The sequence below is a fragment of the Sphingomonas sp. FARSPH genome, from assembly GCF_003355005.1.
GTDB lineage: Bacteria > Pseudomonadota > Alphaproteobacteria > Sphingomonadales > Sphingomonadaceae > Sphingomonas.
In genome coordinates this window covers 3,240,376-3,259,813 of the sequence record NZ_CP029985.1, presented here as the reverse complement: position 1 = coordinate 3,259,813, position 19,438 = coordinate 3,240,376, and the positions used below count along the sequence as shown (strand labels likewise).

Annotated in this window: 15 protein-coding genes; 6 read left to right on the top strand and 9 right to left on the bottom strand. The window is 68.3% G+C overall.

Annotation, left to right across the window (positions count from 1 at the left end; genetic code table 11):
* Nucleotides 1–25: 25 nt before the first annotated feature.
* The 3 genes from DM480_RS15425 to DM480_RS15415 form a co-directional block, all read right to left on the bottom strand.
* Nucleotides 26–2,080, bottom strand: coding sequence for a carbon starvation CstA family protein (locus tag DM480_RS15425; protein ID WP_115380432.1), 2,055 nt, complete (start codon nucleotides 2,078–2,080; stop codon nucleotides 26–28).
* A gap of 367 nt (nucleotides 2,081–2,447) precedes the next feature.
* Nucleotides 2,448–4,385 (bottom strand): acetate--CoA ligase, encoded by a 1,938-nt coding sequence (gene acs / locus DM480_RS15420; protein ID WP_115381463.1) that lies wholly within the window; start codon nucleotides 4,383–4,385, stop codon nucleotides 2,448–2,450.
* 98 nt (nucleotides 4,386–4,483) lie between these two features.
* A complete protein-coding gene (locus tag DM480_RS15415) occupies nucleotides 4,484–5,311 on the bottom strand; it encodes an alpha/beta fold hydrolase (RefSeq protein ID WP_115380430.1) in 828 nt (275 codons plus the stop codon).
* A 127-nt stretch (nucleotides 5,312–5,438) separates the two neighbouring features.
* Here DM480_RS15415 and DM480_RS15410 point away from each other — a divergent pair, with 127 nt between their 5' ends.
* The gene (locus DM480_RS15410) at nucleotides 5,439–7,196 is read left to right on the top strand and encodes a DUF885 domain-containing protein (RefSeq protein WP_115381461.1); all 1,758 of its coding nucleotides are present in this window, start codon (nucleotides 5,439–5,441) and stop codon (nucleotides 7,194–7,196) included.
* Nucleotides 7,197–7,215: 19 nt separating this feature from the next.
* On the opposite strand, the gene DM480_RS15405 is transcribed toward DM480_RS15410, so the two are convergent.
* Nucleotides 7,216–8,613, bottom strand: coding sequence for an MFS transporter (locus DM480_RS15405; protein WP_115380428.1), 1,398 nt, complete (start codon nucleotides 8,611–8,613; stop codon nucleotides 7,216–7,218).
* A 68-nt stretch (nucleotides 8,614–8,681) separates the two neighbouring features.
* On the opposite strand from DM480_RS15405, the gene DM480_RS15400 reads away from it, so the two are divergent.
* Nucleotides 8,682–10,826, top strand: coding sequence for a prolyl oligopeptidase family serine peptidase (locus DM480_RS15400; RefSeq protein ID WP_232834040.1), 2,145 nt, complete (start codon nucleotides 8,682–8,684; stop codon nucleotides 10,824–10,826).
* A 51-nt stretch (nucleotides 10,827–10,877) separates the two neighbouring features.
* Here DM480_RS15400 and DM480_RS15395 read toward each other — a convergent pair whose 3' ends face one another.
* Nucleotides 10,878–11,375: a DUF5872 domain-containing protein gene (locus DM480_RS15395; RefSeq protein WP_115380424.1), complete on the bottom strand. Its 498-nt coding sequence runs from the start codon at nucleotides 11,373–11,375 to the stop codon at nucleotides 10,878–10,880.
* A gap of 92 nt (nucleotides 11,376–11,467) precedes the next feature.
* On the opposite strand from DM480_RS15395, the gene DM480_RS15390 reads away from it, so the two are divergent.
* Entirely contained in the window at nucleotides 11,468–11,803 is a 336-nt protein-coding gene (locus DM480_RS15390) for a hypothetical protein (protein WP_115380422.1), read from the top strand.
* Between the two features lie 40 nt (nucleotides 11,804–11,843).
* Here the strand turns inward: DM480_RS15390 and DM480_RS15385 are convergent, their stop codons facing one another.
* Together DM480_RS15385 and DM480_RS15380 are read right to left on the bottom strand one after the other, a co-directional pair.
* A complete protein-coding gene (locus DM480_RS15385; RefSeq protein ID WP_115380420.1) occupies nucleotides 11,844–12,413 on the bottom strand; it encodes a glycine zipper 2TM domain-containing protein in 570 nt (189 codons plus the stop codon).
* 98 nt (nucleotides 12,414–12,511) lie between these two features.
* The gene (locus DM480_RS15380) at nucleotides 12,512–14,791 is read right to left on the bottom strand and encodes an ATP-dependent helicase (RefSeq protein WP_115380418.1); all 2,280 of its coding nucleotides are present in this window, start codon (nucleotides 14,789–14,791) and stop codon (nucleotides 12,512–12,514) included.
* Nucleotides 14,792–15,023: 232 nt separating this feature from the next.
* Here DM480_RS15380 and DM480_RS15375 point away from each other — a divergent pair, with 232 nt between their 5' ends.
* Nucleotides 15,024–15,341: a UrcA family protein gene (locus tag DM480_RS15375; protein ID WP_115380416.1), complete on the top strand. Its 318-nt coding sequence runs from the start codon at nucleotides 15,024–15,026 to the stop codon at nucleotides 15,339–15,341.
* A gap of 302 nt (nucleotides 15,342–15,643) precedes the next feature.
* Nucleotides 15,644–16,897 (top strand): MFS transporter, encoded by a 1,254-nt coding sequence (locus DM480_RS15370; protein WP_115380414.1) that lies wholly within the window; start codon nucleotides 15,644–15,646, stop codon nucleotides 16,895–16,897.
* Here the strand turns inward: DM480_RS15370 and rsmD are convergent.
* Together rsmD and DM480_RS15360 are read right to left on the bottom strand one after the other, a co-directional pair.
* Complete coding sequence (gene rsmD, locus DM480_RS15365; RefSeq protein ID WP_115380412.1) at nucleotides 16,894–17,433, bottom strand: 16S rRNA (guanine(966)-N(2))-methyltransferase RsmD; 540 nt, start codon at nucleotides 17,431–17,433, stop codon at nucleotides 16,894–16,896. The two genes, DM480_RS15370 and rsmD, sit on opposite strands and share 4 nt — an antisense overlap.
* Complete coding sequence (locus DM480_RS15360; protein WP_115380410.1) at nucleotides 17,430–18,800, bottom strand: pseudouridine synthase; 1,371 nt, start codon at nucleotides 18,798–18,800, stop codon at nucleotides 17,430–17,432. The genes rsmD and DM480_RS15360 overlap by 4 nt, the downstream gene beginning before the upstream one ends.
* Before the next feature lie 109 nt (nucleotides 18,801–18,909).
* Here DM480_RS15360 and DM480_RS15355 point away from each other — a divergent pair, with 109 nt between their 5' ends.
* A complete protein-coding gene (locus DM480_RS15355; protein WP_115381459.1) occupies nucleotides 18,910–19,350 on the top strand; it encodes a response regulator in 441 nt (146 codons plus the stop codon).
* The last annotated feature ends 88 nt before the right edge of the window (nucleotides 19,351–19,438 follow it).

The window sequence follows — 19,438 nt, the reverse complement described above, 5'->3', positions numbered from 1 at the left end:
CCGCACTTCCGGTGACGCGCGCATGTCAGGCGACCGCGCGCATCGCGGCGGGCACTTCGGTAACGGTCGGTCGCGGTATCCGGCGTGCGGCGAGGCAGGTCCGCAAGCCATAGACGACGATCGTCACGACGACCGCCAGGAACAGCGCGCACAGCGCGGCATCGATACGGTCGTTGAAAACGATCCGTCGCATCTCCGCGAGCGACTTCGCAGGGGCCAGCACCTCGCCGCGCACCGCGGCGTCGCCGAACTTGCCCGCATGCGCGAGGAAGCCGACACGCGGATCGGCGGAGAACAGTTTCATCAGGCTGGCGGTGGAGGTGCACAGCACAAGCCATGCCGCAGGCAGGATCGTCACCCAGGCGAAGCGATCGCGCTTCATGCGGAACAGCACCACCGTCGCGAGGGTCAGCGCGACCGCGGCGAGCATCTGGTTGGAGATGCCGAACAGCGGCCACAAGGTGTTCACGCCGCCCAGCGGATCGGTGACCCCCTGGTAGAGGAAGAACCCCCAGGCCGCGACGCACAATGCCGTCCCGATCAGCCCGGGCACGAACGAGGTCGCATTGCGGAACGATGGCACTGCAAGGCCGATCAGGTCCTGCAGCATGAAGCGGCCCGCACGCGTGCCGGCGTCGACCGCGGTCAGGATGAACAGCGCCTCGAACAGGATGGCGAAATGGTACCAGAAGGCCATCATCGCCTGCCCGCCGATCACGCGGCTGAAGATGTGGGCCATGCCGACTGCGAGCGTCGGCGCGCCGCCGGCGCGGCTGATGATCGTCGTCTCACCCACGTCGCGCGCGGTTCCGGCGATCGTCGCAGGCTCGATCGGGAAGCCCATCGCGCTGACCGCGGCAGCGGCGCTCGCGGCGTCCGTGCCGACGACCGCGGCCGGACTGTTCATCGCGAAATAGACGCCCGGATCGATGATCGACGCACCGATCAGCGCCATGATCGCGACGAAGCTTTCCATCAGCATCGCGCCATAGCCGATGAAGCGCGCGTCGCCCTCGCTCGCGATCAGCTTGGGCGTGGTGCCGCTGGCGATCAGCGCGTGGAATCCCGATACCGCGCCGCACGCGATGGTGATGAACAAGAAGGGGAAGAGCGACCCCGACCAGACGGGGCCGCTGCCGTCGACGAAGCGCGTGATCGCGGGCATGCGCATGTCCGGCATCACCACGACGATGCCGATCGCCAGCGCGGCGATCGCGCCGATCTTGAGGAAGGTTGACAGATAATCGCGCGGCGCGAGCAGCAGCCAGACGGGCAGCACCGATGCGACCGCGCCATAGCCGACGAGGATCCAGCAAAGCTGTACGGGGGTGTAGGTGAACAGCGGCGCGAGGGTGGCCGACGCCGCGACGTCGCGGCCGTAAACGATCGCGAGGATCAGCCCGACAAGCCCGAGCAGCGAGACTTCGCCGATCCTGCCCGGCCGCACCCAGCGCGTGTAGACGCCCATGAGGACGGCAAGCGGAATGGTCGCGGCGACGGTGAACAGGCCCCATGGGCTGTTGGCGAGCGCGCGCACGACGATCAGCGCGAGCACCGCAAGGATGATGACCATGATCGCGAAGGCGCCGACCAGCGCGACGGTGCCGGGGATCGCGCCCATCTCCATGCGGATCAGCTCGCCCAGCGATCGGCCGTCGCGGCGCATCGATATGAACAGGACCATGAAATCCTGCACCGCGCCCGCCAGCACGACACCGGCAAGGATCCACAGCATGCCGGGAAGATACCCCATCTGCGCGGCGAGCACCGGCCCGACGAGCGGCCCCGCGCCCGCGATCGCGGCGAAATGGTGGCCGAACAGCACGCGCCGGTCGGTCGGGACGAAATCGAGACCGTCGGGTCGGCGCATTGCTGGCGTCGGCCGCGCCGGATCGATCCCGACCACGACCTTCGCGAGATATTTGGCGTAGAAGCGATAGGCGATCAGATAGACGCACAGCGCGGCGACGACGATCCACAATGCGTTGACATGCTCGCCGCGGGACAGCGCGACGATGCCGAGCGCCACGGCTCCGACAAGCGCCACGACGATCCAGGCAAGTCGTTTCGCGATCGTCATCACCCTCTCCACGCTTTCTGGTTCACAGAGGCGATGCGCAGGCCTTGGTCAAGCGTTCATGTGGGCGAACTGCTGCTTCGTCGCCCCGGCGGTAGCGTCGAGGTCCGCCCCAGCTTGACGTTCGCAAGGCGCATGCCTCCCGGCCCGATGAAAGGTCGCGAAAGTCGCGGTCTTTCACCCTTTGCGATGGCCGTCCCGCCGGGTCGGCCAAGCTGCGTCCGATACGAAAGAGCCGTAGCGTGGCGCTGTACCAGATAGGTTCATAGCAGGGTTCTGACGAGTTGAAAAGGGCTAATGATATGGCCGACACGGACCTTGAGAGGCCGCGACCACCATGCGGCAGTCACGGCCCCGTGCGGCCCGTGGATCAACCGACCCGGTTGGCCACCAGATCGTCGACCACAGCCGGATCGGCGAGCGTCGACGTGTCGCCGAGGCTCGACGTGTCGCCCTCCGCGATCTTGCGCAGGATGCGGCGCATGATCTTGCCCGACCGCGTCTTGGGCAGCGCCGGCGCGAACTGCAGCTTGTCGGGCGTCGCGATCGGCCCGATTTCGCGGCGCACCCACTGCACCAGCGCGCTGCGGAGCTCGTCGGAGGGCGCCTGCCCGCTGTTCAGCGTGACATAGGCGTAGATGCCCTGGCCCTTGACGTCATGCGGCATGCCGACGACCGCAGCCTCCGCCACCGCTTCGTGCAGAACCAGCGCGCTTTCGACTTCGGCGGTGCCCATGCGATGGCCGGACACGTTGATGACGTCATCGACGCGGCCGGTGATCCAGTAATAACCGTCCGCGTCGCGGCGGCAGCCGTCGCCGGTGAAATACTTGCCCTTGTAGGTGGTGAAATAGGTCTGGAAGAAGCGTTCCGCGTCACCCCAGACGCCGCGCATCTGTCCGGGCCAGCTTTCGGTGATGCAGAGGTTGCCCTGCGCCGCGCCGACCAGCGGGCTGCCCTCGTCGTCGACGAGTTGAAGCGTCACGCCGGGAAGCGGCTTGGCCGCGGAACCCGGCTTCATCGGCACCGCACCGGGGATCGGCGCGATCATGATCCCGCCCGTCTCTGTCTGCCACCAGGCATCGACGATCGGCGCGCGGCCCTCGCCGACGACGTCGTGATACCAGCGCCACGCCTCCGGATTGATCGGCTCGCCGACCGATCCCAGCACCTTCAGCGAGCTGCGATCGGTCCGCCGGACGAAGTCGTCGCCCTCCTTCATCAACGCGCGCAGCGCCGTGGGGGCGGTGAACAGCGTATGGACCTTGTGCCGGTCGACCACCTGCCAGATGCGGCTGGCGTCGGGCCAGGTCGGCAGGCCTTCGAACATCACCGTCGTCGCGCGGTTCGCGAGCGGGCCGTAGAGGATATACGTGTGCCCCGTTACCCAGCCGATATCGGCGGCGCACCAGAAGATCTGGCCGGGCTTGTAATCGAACGCCCATTGATGCGTCAGGCTCGCCCACAGCAGATAGCCGCCCGACGTGTGCATCACGCCCTTGGGCTTGCCGGTCGATCCGCTGGTGTAGAGGATGAACAGAGGGTCTTCGGCCGCCATCTCCTCGGCGGGGCAGTCGGTGCCGACATCTGCCGCGGCTTCGTGATACCAGACGTCGCGCGGTCCCATCGCGACGTCGGCGCCGGTCGCCTTGACGACGATGACCTTTTCCAGGCTGGGCGCGCGGGGTGCCGCCTCGTCGACGCAGGCCTTCAGCTTGATCCGCTTGCCGCCGCGCCGCCCCTCGTCGGCGGTGACGACGATGCGCGATCCGCAATCCTCGATCCTGCCCGCGAGCGCATCCGCGGAAAAGCCGCCGAACACCACCGAATGGATCGCGCCGATCCGCGCGCAGGCGAGCGCGGCATAGGCGGCCTCCGGGATCATCGGCATGTACAGCGTGACGCGGTCGCCCTTGCCGACGCCCTGGCCCTTCAGCACGTTGGCGAAGCGGCACACCTCTGCATGAAGCTCGCGATAGGTGATGTGCCGCGCCTCTTCGGTCGGCACATCGGGTTCCCAGATGATCGCGACCGTATCGCCATGATCGGAAAGGTGACGGTCGATGCAGTTCGCCGCGACGTTCAGCCGCCCGTCGGCGAACCATTTGATGTGGAAATCGGCCTGGGCGAACGACCAGTCGCCTGCGATCGTCGGCGCCTTCGTCCACGCGATCCGCTTGGTCGCCTGGTCGAGCCAAAAGCCGCCGGGATCGCTCGCCGCCGCCTCGTAGAGGTCCGCGTAGGTCTTGGAGTCGAGGCTGGCGTTGGTCCAATCGCCGCTGATCGGATAGATTTCTGGATCGGTCACACGCATCCCCGCCAAAGAACCGCGGGCACCGGGCGGCGCCCGCGGCCTTGCTTAATCATGGGACCCGCGCGGCGCCAGCCGCTCCGCGCGGGTCGCGTTCAACGGCCGAGGAACGTCAGAAGGTCGCGGGTCAGCCGCTCGCCTTCCGTCGCGAACAGGCCGTGCGGCGCGCCGTCATATTCCACAAGTTGGCTGGCCGCGATGCCGACCGCCGCGGCGCGTCCCGACGGGTCGATCGGCACCGTCTGGTCCGACGTGCCGTGGACGATCAGCGTCGGCACGCGGAAGGCGGCGAGATCGCCACGGAAGTCGGTGTGGCCGAACGATTCAGCGCAGGCGAGCGTCGATTTCAACCCCGCCATCATCGCGGTCGCGGTCGCCCAGTCGAGCAAGGCGTCGCTGACCGGCGAGGTGATGTAGCCCACGCCGAAGAATTGCTTGAAGAAGGTGTCGCGGAAGAACGCGGCGCGATCCTTGCGGATGCCCGCGCCGATCTGGTCGAGCGCGTCCTGCGGCACGCCGTGGGGATTGTCCTCCGTCTTCAGCATGTACGGGACGATCGAGGCGATCAGCCCGGCGGCGATCACGCCCTTGCCGTCGTGCCGGCTCATGTAGCGCGCGACCTCGCCGCCACCCATCGAAAAGCCGACGAGCGTCGCATCCTCGCCCGCGCCGGTCGCCTCCAGCACGTCGGCAAGATCGTCGGTCAGCGTGTCATAATCATAACCGCTCCACGGCTGGCCCGAACGCCCGAACCCGCGCCGGTCGTAGGCGATGGCGCGAAAGCCCGCGTCCGCCAGCGCCATCATCTGCGGGTCCCAGCTGTCGGCGGACAGCGGCCAGCCATGCAGCAGCACGACGGGGCGACCCTGGCCCCAATCCTTGACATAAATGTCCGTGCCGTCGCGCGTCTTGACGTAAGGCATCGTTCGTTCTCCATGACTTGGCCCGCCGTCCGAACGGATGCCGGCTGCGCGCCGTTCCCATCGCCCGGGCTGGCGCAACCGTACCATCGGTGCCAGCATCCGCATCGAAGACGAATCGGGAGAGCGTATGCGTGTGATGATGGCGGCATCGCTGGCGGTGATCGCGATGGCGACCGCGGGATGCCAGGTGAAGGTGTCGGACGCGGCGAACAACACGGCGGCCGCGACGCCGGCTGCTGCCGCGCCTGCGAGCAAGGGCGACTGGGCGAAATTCCGCGATGGCTTCATCGAAGGGTGGTTCCGGCTCGATCCCGCCAACGCCGTCTATCAGGGGCGGCACGATTTCGACGGCCAGCTGCCCGACTGGAGCAATGCGGGGCTGAAGCGGCAGGCGGCGTTCCTGCACCAGGCGATCGACCGGGCGAAGGGCTTCGCCGACGCCGACCTGACGCCGCAGGATCGGTTCGAACGCGACTATCTGGTCCAGGTCGCGAAGGGCAAATTGTTCTGGCTGGAGGATGCCGACCAGCCGCACATCAACCCGGCCTATTACGTCGGCGGCGGGCTTGATCCCAACGTCTATATCGCGCGCCCCTATGCGGACGCGCCGACACGGATGAAGGCGCTGATCGCGTTCCTGCAGCGCGTGCCCGATGCGACGGCGAACATCCGCGCCAACCTCAAGACGCCGATGCCGGCATCCTTCGTCAATTATGGCGCGGCGGGCTTCAACGGATTTGCCGATTATTACGTGGGCGATGCGAAGAAAGCCTTTGCCGACGTCAAGGATGCCGCGCTGCAACAACAACTCGACATCGCCGCGGCCAATGCCAGCAAGGCGATGCGCGACCTGGGCGGCTGGGTGTCGAGCCAGAAGGGCAGCGCGACCGGCAATTTCGCGCTCGGCGCAGACCGGTTCCAGCGGATGATCGCGGCGACCGAGGGCGTCGACACGCCGCTCGCGACGCTGGAGGCTGCGGGCCGTGCGGACCTAAAGCGCAACCAGCAGGCGCTCGCCGCCGCCTGTGCGCAATTCGCGCCGGGCCAGACGATCCCGCAATGCATCGACAAGATGGGTGAGAACAAGGCGGCCGACGGCCCGGTCGCCGAGGCGCGGCGCCAGATCCCGACGCTGCGCGCCTTCGTCATCAAGAACGACCTCGTCACTATTCCCGGAACCGAGGAAGCGAAGGTCGAGGAGAGCCCGCCCTATAATCGCCAGAACAGCGCTTATATCGATCCACCGGGGCCGTTCGATAAGGGCATTCCATCGGTCTATTACATTTCGCCGCCCGATCCCTCGTGGGACAAGAAGACGCAGGATGCCTTCGTGCCGGGCAGGGACGATCTGCTCTTCACCTCGGTGCACGAGGTGATGCCGGGGCATTTCGTCCAGTTCCTCCATGCCAACCGCTCGCCCTCACTCTTCGGGCGGCTGTTCGTCGGCTATGCCTTTGCGGAAGGCTGGGCGCATTATGCCGAGGAGATGATGTGGGAGGCCGGGCTCAACAACGGCGATCCGGAGACGCACGTCGGCCAGATCAGCAACGCGCTGCTGCGCGATTGCCGCTTCCTGTCGGCGATCGGTCTGCATGCGCGCGGGATGACGCAGGAGCAGAGCCTGAAGATGTTCCGCGAGCAATGCTATCAGGACGAGGGCAATTCGCGCCAGCAGGCGGCGCGCGGCACGTATGATCCCGCCTATCTCAACTACACGATGGGCAAATTGATGATCCGCAAGCTGCGCGCCGACTGGACCGCGACGCGCGGTGGCCGCAAGGCGTGGAAGGCGTTCCACGACCAGTTCCTGAGCTATGGCGGCCCGCCGATCCCGCTCGTCCGCCAGGCGATGATGGGCGAACCGACCGCCAAGGCGGTGTTCTGAGCAGCGGCGTGAGGGACGGTCAGCGCGCGACGTGGGTTGCGGGCTGACCGTCCTCCGCCTCTGCCGACTGGGGATTGCGGATCGAGGGGCGCAGGCGGGTTAGGCTGCACAGCCCGGCGACGAGCGCGAGGCCCGCTGCAACGAGGGGCGGGGTGCGGCCGGCACCGATGCCGAGCGCGAGCAGCGCGGCGACCAGGGTCGCGCCCGTCGTCTGGCCGACGAGGCGCACCGTGCCGATCAGGCCGCCGGCCGCCGCGGAGCGGTCGCGCGGGGCAGAGCCGATGACGAGCCGCGAATTGGGCGGCAGGAACATGCCGAAGCCCGACCCGCACAGCGCCATCCGCCAGGCGATATCGAAATAGCCCGGATCGGCGGGCAGAAAGGCGATCAGCACCAGCGCGACGATCGACACCGCCATGCCGATCCCGCCGAGGATGCCCGCCGGCACCCGGTCCGACAACCAGCCGGCCAGGGGGGCGACGATCATGTTGGTGAGCGGCCAGGGCGCGATCGCCGCGCCGACCTCCGCCGCGCTCATCCCGAAACCGTGCTGGAGACGGAAAGGCGTGGAAAGCAACAGCGTCATCGACGCGGTAAAGGCCGCATAGCCGCCGATTGCGGACAGCGCGATCACCGGCTTTGCCAGCAGGTCGATCGGCAGGATCGGCTTCGCCTCACCCCGTTCGCGGCGGATGAAGATCGCGCCGATGCCGATGCCTACCATGACGATCGCCGCGGATACGACGGGGCTGTCGCCGTGGACGCCGCTTTCCGCGCCGCCGATCACCAGGCCGATCATGCTTGCGCACATCACCCCGCCCAGCACGTCGAAGGGTTCGTCGCGCGGCTGCGGCGCGGGCAGGGCGCGGCCGAGCGCGAGGCTGGCGAGCGCGAAGGGTACCGCGCTGGCGAACACCCACGGCCATGGCGCTACCGACAGGACGAGACCGCCGAGCGTCGGCGCGAGCGCGGCCGAACTCGACACCACGACGGAGTTGATGCCGAGCCCCCGCCCGAGCTGCCTGGCCGGGTAGATGGAGCGGATCAGCGCGGCCGAGACGCTGAGCGCGGCGGCGGCGCCCAGCGCCTGCGCCGCGCGCACGACGAGCAGGAACGGCAGGCTCTTGGCGAAAAAGCACAGCATCGTCGCGACGGTGAACACGATCTGCCCGAACTGATAGGTGCGCTTCAGCCCGAACCGGTCGCCGAGGCCGGAAAACGGCAGGATCATCATCGCCAGGATCAGCTGGTACACCGTCACCACCGCGACCACCGCGCTGTTCGCGACGCCCAGGTCGCGCGCGATCGTCGGCAGCGCGACGGTGGCGATGCCGCCGTCGATGATGGTGAGCGCGGTGCCGGCGGAAATGGCGGCGATGGCGAAATAGCGGCGGGGCAGGGACAGGCCGTCGGTCATAGGCGTGGCGCATTGCGCTCGCGAGCGCGACCCGGCAAGACTATCCATCATCGGGGAGATAACGTCACATGCGATTCGGAATGTCGTCCGCCGCCCATATCCTGCTCGCGACGACGAGCCTGCTTGCCGCCGCGCCGGCATTCGCGCAGACCGCGCCGATGACGGACGCCAACGACCCCTATCTTTGGCTCGAGGACAAGGATGGCGCGAAACCGCTCGCCTGGGTCGAGGCCGAGAATGCCCGCACGTTGCCGCGGCTGCAGAACGACTCGCGCTATCAGGGTTTCTACAGGGACGCGCTCGCCATCGCGTCGGCGAAGGATCGCATTCCGATGCCGAGCCAGACGTACGGGCGCATCTACAATTTCTGGCGCGACGCCGATCATCCGCAGGGCATCTGGCGGTGGACGACGCCTGCCGATTACGCCGCCCCCGCGCCGAAGTGGACGACGGTGCTCGACCTCGATGCGCTGTCGAAGGCGGAGGGCAAGAAATGGGTGTGGAAGGGCGCGAACTGCCTCCAGCCCGAAGAGCGCCTGTGCCTCGTCGCGCTGTCCGAAGGCGGCGAGGACGCGATCAGCTATCGCGAGTTCGACCTGGCGGCGGGCGCGTTCGTGCCGGGCGGATTCGTCTTGCCAAAGTCGAAGCAGGGCGCGACCTGGATCGACAAGGACACGTTGCTCGTCAGCCGCGACTGGGGCGCGGGCACGATGACGGCGTCCAGCTATCCGTTCGTCGTCAAGATGGTGAAGCGCGGCAAGCCGCTCGACGCCGCGACGGAGGTGTTCCGCGGCCAGCCGACCGACCAGCTCGGGACCTATGCCGGCATGATGCAGGACGGGCAGGGCAATCGCCTCGTCACGATCGAGCGGCGTACGACCTTCTTCGGCGGCGAGACGTTCGTGTGGACGCCCGCGGGCGTCCGCAAGCTCGACATTCCGGCGCGCACCTCGCCGTCGGACATGGTCGATGGGCAAGTCGTCTTCCAGACTAGCGATCCCTGGGGCAAGGTGCCGGCCGGCGCGATCGCCTCCGTTCCGCTCGCCGAGGTGCAGAAGGGCGGCACGCTCAGCCCGACCGTGATCTTCGCGCCGAACCCCCGCCAGTCGGTGGACCAGGTCGTCGCGACGAAGGACCGGCTGGTGCTAGTCTACAACGACAACGTCCGCGGGCGGATGGCGGTCTACACGCCGGGTACGGGCGGCTGGACCGCGACGCCGGTCGCGCTGCCCGACAACGTCTCGCTCGGCGTCGCCAGCGCGGACACCAAGGACGATCGCGGTTACGTGACTGTCACCGGCTTCCTGACGCCGACGACCCTGCTGCCGCTCGATGCGGCGACCGCCTCCGTCGGCGCGCCCGTCAAGACGCTCCCCGCCAAGTTCGATGCCGCGAACGTTGTCGTCGAGCAGCATGAGGCGACGTCGACCGACGGCACCAAGGTCCCCTATTTCATCGTGCACCGGAAGGGCGTGCCGCTCGACGGGACGACGCCGACGATCATGACCGCTTATGGCGGGTTCGAACTGCCGATGCTGCCCGGCTATTCGGCGATCACCGGCAAGCTGTGGCTGGAAAAGGGCGGTTCCTACGTCCTTGCCAATATCCGCGGCGGTGGCGAGTTCGGCCCGGCGTGGCATGACGCCGGCCGGATGACGAAGCGCCAGATCATCTACGACGATTTCGCCAGCGTCGCGAAGGACCTGTTCGCGCGGAAACTGACCAGCCCGCAGAAGCTGGGCATCTATGGCGGATCGAACGGCGGCCTGCTGATGGGTGTCGAGTTCAACCAGCATCCCGACCTTTGGAAGGCGGTGACCATCCAGGTGCCGCTGCTCGACATGATGCGGTACGAGAAGATCGAGGCGGGCAAGTCGTGGGTCGACGAATATGGCTCGGTCGACGTGCCCGAGCAGAAGGCGTTCCTGCGCACGATTTCGCCTTATCAGAATATCCGCAAGGGCGTCGCCTATCCCGAACCCTATATCTGGACCACGACCAAGGACGACCGCGTCGGCCCGCAACATGCGCGCAAGTTCGCGGCGCGGTTGAAGGAATATGGCCTGCCGTATCTGTTCTACGAGGATACGGCGGGCGGCCATTCGGGTGACGCGGACATCGAACAGGGCGCGCGGCTGCAGGCGTTGCAGATGACCTATTTCGCGCAGAAATTGCTCGGCCCGGCGAACGGGGCGCGCACCGCAGCGAAATAGGCGAGACCACGCCCGTTCTTCGGCCTGGGCGTCGTCGCGCTAGGCCGGCGCTCAATCGCCGGCCAGCGCATTCGCCAATTCGGCCTTGGTCATCGTCGAGCGGCCCTGGATGTCGCGTTTCTTCGCCTCGGCATAGAGGTCGGCCTTGCTGCGATGGTCGCGATAGGGCGCGGTCTTGGCTGCGACGTCGTCGGGTTGCGCCGAGAATTGCCGCCCCTTCTTCGTGTCGGCGCGCTTCTTCGCCGTCGTGCGGGCATAATCGTCGTCGCTTAGCGCGGCGCGCGCCTTGTTGGGCAGATAGCGCTCGTATGTCTTGCCGCTCGCCTTGCCAGACCTAGTGCCCCAGTCTTCCTCGGTCCATGCGTGCAGCGCGTTGTGCGGGTCCGTCCGGCCCTCGTAACCGCCACCGCGTTTCTTGTATTCGGCGACGGCGAGCTGCGCCTTGCGCGCCGACCATTGGCCTTTGCGACCGCCCCTTGCGCCCGCAGTGATCTCGTCCTTGACCCGTTCCCACAGCGCAGGGTCGCTCTTCGTCGCAGTGTCGGCCATGGTCCTCTCCGAAGTCTGATTGCACGGCGCGAACGCAGGGTTGCGAAAAGCGTTCTTGCTGCACCGCAGCGCGATCGATTATAACCACGACAATGACTCAGCCCAGCGACGGCGCACCTTCCGGCCCCTTGCCAACCCTGTTCGAGGCGATCGTGCGTCTGCGCGTCGTCACCGCCACCTACAACAAGGGCGTCGTCACTATGGCGCCGCATATCCTCTACACCCGGCATGGCGAGGTCTATGTCGATGCGATCACCCTGGACCGCGACGGCAAGCCGCCGCGCGAGGAAAAGATGGGGGCATTCAAGCTGGACGGGCTGGGTGACCCGACGATCGTGCAGGATCGCCCGTTTTTTCCGAACCCGCTCTACGACCCCGCGCAGGAAAAATATGCGGGCGTCACCTTGCTGGCGGTCGAGCGGGCCTGAACCCGCCCGACGCCTGACGCGCGACGCCTATCCTGGCGGATCAGCGGCAGCGGATTTCCGACTGGTTTTGGTCAATCGACTTGCCCGCCAGCGCGCCCGCAGCGCCGCCGAGCAAAGTGCCGACAATGCGGCTGTGGCCGCCATCGATCAGATTGCCGAGGATACCGCCGGCCGCGCCGCCGACGATCAGGCCCGTCGTCCCGTCGCTGCGGCGGCAATAATACCGCCCGTCATTGCCCGCGTAGACGCGTTCGTCCGGGCTCAGCACGCGCTCGCGATAATTGCTGCCGGCGCGGTAATAGCGGGCCGGGTCGTAGCCGTTTTCGTACCGGTCGTCGTCCGCGGCATAGCCCTGGTCATACGCACCCGGAACCGGCGCCTGGCGATACCCGCCGGGACCGGTCGGCGCTGCGCCATAGCCGCCGCCGTAGCTGCCGCCGCGCGACGCGCGATAGCGGTCGAATTCCGCGCGATATCGGGCAAGCTCCGTATCGAAGCGCGCCTGTGCCGCGCTCCAGCGGGCGTCGTCCGCCGCGCTCTGCGCCGCGACGGGCGCCGCGGCGGCAAGGGTGGCTGCCGCAGCGGCAGCGGCGATCAGGCGAGCGATCATCTGTACATCCTCCTCATCATCCCGAGCGATGCCGGGCCTCTGCGGAAGTACGCAGTGCGCGCCTGATCGGTTCCTGAACGGTCCTATCAGGAGCGCGGTCAGGCGACGGTGACGAAACTGTCGAGGACGCGCTTGCGGCCTGCGCTCTCGAAATCGATCTCGAGCTTGTTGCCCTCGATTTCGGCGATCGCGCCATATCCGAACTTCTGATGGAAGACGCGCAGGCCGGGCGACAGGTCGCTGCGCCCCTTGCTGCCCAGGCTGACCGCGCTGGCGCGGCTTTCGACGATGCGCGTCGGTTGCGTCGTGAAGCTCGATCCTGCACCGGCGGCACGCTGCCAGCCCGGGCCGCGGCCGGTGCCGCGCGCGACGTCGGCGAACGGGTCGGCACGTTCGGACCAATTGGCGCGCCACAGGCTCTCGCCGCCCGCCATCGTCGTCTCGCTGTCGACATGCTCCGGCGGCAGTTCGCCGACGAAGCGGCTGGGGATGCTCGACGTCCACTGGCCATAGATGCGCCGGTTCGCGGCATGCAGGATCACCGCCAGCCGCCGTGCGCGGGTGATCGCGACATAGGCGAGCCGGCGCTCCTCCTCCAGGCTCTTGGTGCCGCCCTCGTCGAGCGAGCGTTGCGAGGGAAACAGCCCTTCCTCCCAGCCGGGCAGGAAGACCGTGTCGAATTCCAGACCCTTGGCGGCGTGGATCGTCATGATCGTCACCTGCGGGTCCTGCGCACCGCCTTCATTGTCCATGACGAGGCTGACGTGTTCGAGGAACGCGCCGAGCGTCTCGTAATCCTCCATCGCGCGGACGAGTTCGGACAGATTCTCCAGCCGCCCCGCCGCCTCGACCGACTTTTCCGCCTGCCACATCGCCGTATAGCCGCTCTCGTCGAGCAATTGGCGCGCGAGTTCGGCATGCGGCAGCTCGCGCGCCATATCGCGCCAGCGCGCGATGTCGCCGACGAGGTTGCCGAGCGCGCGGCGCGCCTGCGGGGTCAGTTCGTCGGTGTCGAGGATGCGCGCCGACGCGATCGTCAGCGGCAGGCCCTCGATCCGGGCGAGCTGGTGGATCTTCGCCAGCGCCTTATCGCCCAGCCCACGCTTGGGCACGTTGACGATGCGTTCGAACGCCAAATCGTCCGCCGGCTGATTGACGATGCGGAGGTAGGCGAGCGCGTCGCGGATTTCGGCGCGCTCGTAGAAGCGATAACCGCCGACGATGCGATAGGGCAGGCCGATCGCGATGAACCGGTCCTCGAACTCGCGCGTCTGGTGCTGCGCGCGGACGAGGATCGCGATCCGGTCGAGGCTGGTGCCACTGCGCCGCGCCGCCTCGATCTCGTCGCCGACGCGTCGCGCTTCCTCGGGGCCATCCCAGACGCCGACGACACGGACCTTCTCGCCGACGTCGAGTTCGGTCCACAGCGTCTTGCCCAGCCGTCCGCCATTGTGTGCGATGACGCCGGATGCGGCACCGAGGATATGCGGGGTGGAGCGGTAATTCTGCTCCAGCTTGATCACCGCCGCGCCCGGAAAGTCGCGCTCGAAGCGCAGGATGTTCTCCACCTGTGCGCCGCGCCAGGAATAGATCGACTGGTCGTCGTCGCCGACGCAGGCGATGTTCTTGCGCGCCTGCGCGAGCAGCCGCAGCCAGAGATACTGGACGACATTGGTGTCCTGATATTCGTCGACCATGATGTAGCGGAACCGCTCCTGGTACAGGCGCAGCACGTCGGCATGCGTCTTCAGGATGGTGAGCATATGAAGCAACAGGTCGCCGAAATCGCAGGCGTTGAGCGCCTTCAGCCGCTCCTGATATTGTGCATACAGCTCGCCGCCGCGACCGTTGGCGTAGCGTTCGCTCTCGCCCGCGTCGATGTCGGCGGGCACGAGGCCCTTGTTCTTCCAGTCGTCGATCAGCCCGGCGAGACTGCGCGCGGGAAAACGCTTCTCGTCGAGGTCGGCGGCGACGATCAACTGCTTCAGCAGCCGCAATTGGTCGTCGGTGTCGAGGATGGTGAAATTGCTCTGCAGCCCGACGAGTTCGGCGTGGCGGCGCAGCATCTTCGCGCCGATCGCGTGGAAGGTGCCGAGCCACGGCATGCCCTCCACCGCCTCGCCGACCAGCCGGCCGACGCGTTCGCGCATCTCGCGCGCCGCCTTGTTGGTGAAGGTGACCGCAAGGATTTCGGACGGCCATGCCTTGCGCGTCCACAACAAATGCGCAAGCCGCGCCGTCAGCGCGGCGGTCTTGCCCGTGCCGGCGCCGGCGAGCATCAGCACCGGGCCTTCCGTGGTCAGCACCGCCTCACGCTGGGGCGGATTGAGGCCCTTGAGATAGGGCGGGTCCTGCAAGGCGTCGGCGGTGTCGGTCACCGGCGAACAGGTAGGGAACGAGGGGCCGGGGGGCAAGTCCGGGCATCTGCTGCGCTGCAACATAAAAGACGCCGGTGCGTCGCGACTCCGACGCCGGGCCGACGCCGTGCCGACACGCCTCGCCCCTAACAGCGGCCCGTCGACGGCCGTGTGCCCGTTCGATCCACCCGAAGCGAGAGGTGGACGGCGATGCAGCGCGGCCGGTGTGGCAGGATTTACGCAGGAGTCCATCATGCAGCGCTTCATTACAGCCGCGACCGCGGCGCTCATTCTGTGTGCCGCCAGCGGCACCGCCATCGCCGCAAGCGATCGCGAGACGGTTTCCGCCCACGTGTCGAGCCGGGGGCTCGACCTCGGCACTCCAAAGGATCGTGCGATCCTCGATGCGCGCGTGCTGCGCGCCGCGCGGGCGGCGTGCGCGCTGCGCAGCGGCGATCTGGCCGATCGCGCCGATGCCGACCGCTGCATCGCCGAAATGCGCCAGAGCGCGGTGACCGCGCTGGCCGCCCGCGCGGAACGCCGGCCGGTGACGCTCGCCAGCGCGCGCTGACCACATTCACCGGTAGCCGAGGGGAACGGGATCGGCAGACCGCCGGTCCCGTTTCTCGCAACCGCCCGGTGCGTCGGCGATATGTTCGGAGAAAAGTCGGGGCAGCCCGCAATGGACTGCCCCGTAGTTCAGGGAGGACCGGCCGACAGGGGAGGCGGCCGGACGTCGCGCCCACAGGGGGAGAAGGGCCGCGACGACATTGGCTCTAGCCCCGCTTTGTTGCGTTGAAATGTCATGCGCTGGGGCGGCGCACGATTTTCCCACGGCTTCCGCCGCCGGCCCGGCGCGGGTAGGGTCTGGCGATGCAACCGCCCTCGGCCCGCCGCATCCTGACCGCCAGCCTCGTCGGCACCGCGGTCGAATTCTACGATTTCTATATCTATGCGACCGCCGCCGCCCTGGTGTTTCCGGCGTTGTTCTTCCCGGGCGAAAGCGCGTCCGCGCGCCAGATGCTGAGCTTCGCGAGTTTCGCCGTCGCGTTTTTCGCGCGGCCGGTGGGTGCGGTGGTGTTCGGCCATTTCGGTGACCGCGTCGGGCGCAAGTCGACTTTGGTCGCCAGCCTGATGCTGATGGGAGGATCGACCGTCGCCATCGCCTTCCTGCCGACCTATGCGCAGATCGGCTGGGTCGCGCCGCTGCTCCTATGCGTGATGCGGGTGGGCCAGGGGCTCGGCCTTGGCGGCGAATGGGGCGGCGCGGCGCTCCTCGCGGTCGAGAACGCGCCGCCGCAGCGGCGCAACACCTGGGGCATGTTCCCGCCGCTCGGCGCACCGGTCGGCTTCATCATGGCGAACGGCCTGTTCCTGTTGCTCGGCCTGGTCCTCGACGACGCACAGTTCCGCGCCTGGGGCTGGCGCTTGCCGTTTCTGGTCAGCGCGGTGCTGGTGATGCTGGGCCTGTGGGTGCGGTTGAAACTGACCGAGACGCCGGCCTTCGTCGCGGCGGCGAAGGCGGACGATCTGCCGAAGGTGCCGATCGCCACGCTGATCGCGGGCCACGGCCGCGCGCTGATCGCGGGCACGGGCGGCGTGGTCGCCTGCTTCGCGCTCTTCTACCTCGCGACCGCGTTCACGCTCAGCTACGGTACCACGACGCTGGGTTACGGGCGCGAAGCGCTGCTCGGCGCCGAGCTGGTCGCGATCCTGTTCTTGGCGGCCGGCGTGATCGTCGCCAGCGTGCTCGCGGATCGCGCCGGCGCGCGGCGCATGCTGGCGATCGGCTTTGCCGGGTGCATCGCGGCGGGCCTGTCGATGGGGCCGATGCTCGGCGCGGGATCGCTGGCGATGGTGTTCGCGTGGCTCGCCTTCGCGCTGTTCGTGATGGGCTTTGCCTACGGCCCGCTCGGCGGCTGGCTGCCTGCGCTGTTTCCCGCCGGCGTCCGCTACACGGGCGTGTCGATGACGTTCAATCTTGGCGGCATCATCGGCGGCGCGCTCGCCCCGATCGCGGCGCAGGCGCTGGCGGCGCGCGGCCTGTGGTGGATCGGTCTGTATCTGGTCGCGGCGGGTATCGTCAGCCTCCTCGGCCTGCTGCTGGTGCAGCGCACCGCGCGCTAGGCGTCGCGGCGGAGCAGCGTCAGCCGCGCCTTGCCGTGGACGCGCGTCGCATCGAGCGTGAAGCCCGCAGCGGCGATCTCCTCATCGCGCGCGGTTTCGATGCTGACCCACGTCGCCGGCCCGATCCAGCCGAGTCGCGCCAATTTGTCGAGCGCCACCGACCCTGCGCCCGTGCCGTAGGGCGGGTCCATCATCATCAGGTCGAGCGGCGCGGGCGCGGGGCCGAGCGCCATCACCGAGGTCGCGCGCACGTCGCCGCGCGCGCCCAGCTTGGCGAGGTTGGCCTTGAGCGCGTCGAGCGCCGCGCGATCCTGCTCCACGAACAGGCACGACGCCGCCCCGCGCGACAGCGCCTCGATCCCCAATGCGCCCGATCCGGCGAACAGGTCCGCCACGCCAAGCCCTTCGAAGCTGCCGAAGCGGCTGGCGAGCATCGAGAACAACGCCTCGCGCGTGCGATCGGCGGTCGGGCGGGTGGCGTCGCCTTTGGGCGCGACCAGCGGGCGGCCGCGCCATTGACCGGCGATGACCCTCATGCGCGGCCTCCGCGCGGCGGACGACCGCCGCCGCGGCCGGGACGGCCGGGCCCGCTGCCGCCGCCGCTGCCCGGGCGCGGAGCACGCGCGCCGCCGCCAGATCGTGGGCTGCGGCTGCTGTCGGATGCCGGGCGGGGCGAGCGCTCCGGGCGTGCAGCGTCGGACGGGTGCGCGTTGCGGGGCGGACGTGCCGCATCGCCATCGCGCCGTTGGCCGCGCGGGGCGGTACGGCCCGAATCGGCGGATGTCCGCTCCGCGCGATCGCCGCGCGGCGCATCCGTGTTTCGTTGCGTGCGCTCGCCGGCGCCGTTCGCGCGCTGGGGGCGGACGGCGCGCGAACGATCGCCATCCGCGCGATCGGTGCGCGGCGTGCGCGCGGGGCGTGGCGCCTCGCCCGCGCGAAGGCCGCGCGGCGTTCGGTCCGGGCTGTCGCCGGGGCGTAGCGGGCGAACGACCCGGGGATGGTCGCCGCCCGTCCGCTCGACCCTGGCGGCGCGCGCCGGGCGCTGCGGCTCGGCGCTGCCGGTGCGACTGCGGGCGCGGGCCGTGCGATCGACGGTGGGCGCGGTGCGGAAGCCGGGGCGCGGGGCGTCCGTGGCGATTTCTTCGGGCGCGCCGCCCTTCAGCGTGCGGCGGAAGGCGACGAGCTCATGCTGCTTCACTTCGCCGATCTCGCCGGTCGGCAGGTCGCCGAGCAGGAACGGCCCGTAGCGCGTGCGGATCAGGCGGCCGACCTGCAGCCCCAGATGTTCGAGCACCCGGCGCACCTCGCGGTTCTTGCCCTCGGTCAGCGTCATCTCGATCCACACGTTCGCGCCGGTGCGACGTTCGATGTTGGCGTCGATCGAGCCGTAGCGGATCCCCTCGATCTCGATCCCGTCCGCCAGATCCTCCAGCTGCGCCTGTGTGACGTTGCCATAGGCGCGGACGCGATAGGTGCGCTCGACCCCGGTCGAGGGCAGCTCCAGCTGCCGCTTGAAGCCGCCGTCCGTGGTCAGCAGCAGCAGGCCTTCGGTGTTGAGGTCGAGCCGGCCGACAGGCACCAGCCGTGGCAGGTCGCGCGGCAGGCGGTCGTAGATCGTCGCGCGTCCCTTCGGATCGCGTTCGGTGACGAGCAGGCCGGTCGGCTTGTGAAACAAAAACAGGCGCGTCGGCTCCGGCGCGGCGACGGGATTGCCGTCGACCGTCACGCCGCGCAGCGACGACAGGATCGTCGCCGGCGTGTCCACCACTGCGCCATCCAGCGCAACGCGCCCTTCCGCGATCATGCGTTCGACTTCGCGCCGTGATGCGATGCCTGCGCGGGCGAGGAGCTTGGCGATACGATCGCCCTTGGCGGCGGCGTCTTTTACGGAATTGGGGGCCATTCGCCGTCCATAGCCGCAGGATCAAAAGGTTGCGAAAATATTTGCGACCGAAGCGGAACGTGCGCGTTATGTCGCGCGGGCGTAACAATCTGCCCGAGGGGAGCGGGTGATGCTGTTCGGGAAGAAAAAGCGCAGGATCGTCAAGCTGTTGGTCGTCGAGGACGAGCCCCTCGTCGCGTTCGACACGGAACATTTCCTGACCGATGCCGGCTACACGATCGTCGCGACGGTCGATCGCGTCGCGGATGCGTCGAGCGTCATCCGGTTGGGCACCGCGCTAGACCTGGTGCTGGTCGACGTCAGCCTCGCGGACGGATCGGGGATCGACGTTGCGCGGGCGGCGCGCGAGGCGGGTGTGCCCGTGCTGTTCGTCACCGGCAATTGCCCGGTGGAAGCGATCGATTTCGCCGCCGGTTGTCTTCCCAAACCCTATGCGCAGCGTGATCTGCTCGGCGCGCTCGATGTGCTCGACGCGCATCTGTCGGGCAGACGGGTTCGCAAGATGCCAAGCGGCCTTCGCCTGTTCGCGGCGGCACAGGCGACGTCCTGACCACGCATTGCGCCGCCCGGCCACGGCGGCGCATGGACTTCGCATGCCGCTCCGCACTATGTCGCTGCTTCGGTTTCGGGGCGGGATG

What these genes read in the sequence shown, in the direction of transcription:
- DM480_RS15385 (WP_115380420.1), bottom strand. Translation starts at nt 12,413, where the DNA reads ATGATCGCTCGCCTGATCGCCGCTGCCGCTGCGGCAGCCACCCTTGCC.
- DM480_RS15360 (WP_115380410.1), bottom strand. Translation starts at nt 18,800, where the DNA reads ATGGCCCCCAATTCCGTAAAAGACGCCGCCGCCAAGGGCGATCGTATC.
- DM480_RS15410 (WP_115381461.1), top strand. Translation starts at nt 5,439, where the DNA reads ATGCGTGTGATGATGGCGGCATCGCTGGCGGTGATCGCGATGGCGACC.
- DM480_RS15425 (WP_115380432.1), bottom strand. Translation starts at nt 2,080, where the DNA reads ATGACGATCGCGAAACGACTTGCCTGGATCGTCGTGGCGCTTGTCGGA.
- DM480_RS15390 (WP_115380422.1), top strand. Translation starts at nt 11,468, where the DNA reads ATGACTCAGCCCAGCGACGGCGCACCTTCCGGCCCCTTGCCAACCCTG.
- DM480_RS15395 (WP_115380424.1), bottom strand. Translation starts at nt 11,375, where the DNA reads ATGGCCGACACTGCGACGAAGAGCGACCCTGCGCTGTGGGAACGGGTC.
- DM480_RS15375 (WP_115380416.1), top strand. Translation starts at nt 15,024, where the DNA reads ATGCAGCGCTTCATTACAGCCGCGACCGCGGCGCTCATTCTGTGTGCC.
- DM480_RS15405 (WP_115380428.1), bottom strand. Translation starts at nt 8,613, where the DNA reads ATGACCGACGGCCTGTCCCTGCCCCGCCGCTATTTCGCCATCGCCGCC.
- DM480_RS15355 (WP_115381459.1), top strand. Translation starts at nt 18,910, where the DNA reads ATGCTGTTCGGGAAGAAAAAGCGCAGGATCGTCAAGCTGTTGGTCGTC.
- rsmD (WP_115380412.1), bottom strand. Translation starts at nt 17,433, where the DNA reads ATGAGGGTCATCGCCGGTCAATGGCGCGGCCGCCCGCTGGTCGCGCCC.
- DM480_RS15400 (WP_232834040.1), top strand. Translation starts at nt 8,682, where the DNA reads ATGCGATTCGGAATGTCGTCCGCCGCCCATATCCTGCTCGCGACGACG.
- DM480_RS15415 (WP_115380430.1), bottom strand. Translation starts at nt 5,311, where the DNA reads ATGCCTTACGTCAAGACGCGCGACGGCACGGACATTTATGTCAAGGAT.
- DM480_RS15370 (WP_115380414.1), top strand. Translation starts at nt 15,644, where the DNA reads ATGCAACCGCCCTCGGCCCGCCGCATCCTGACCGCCAGCCTCGTCGGC.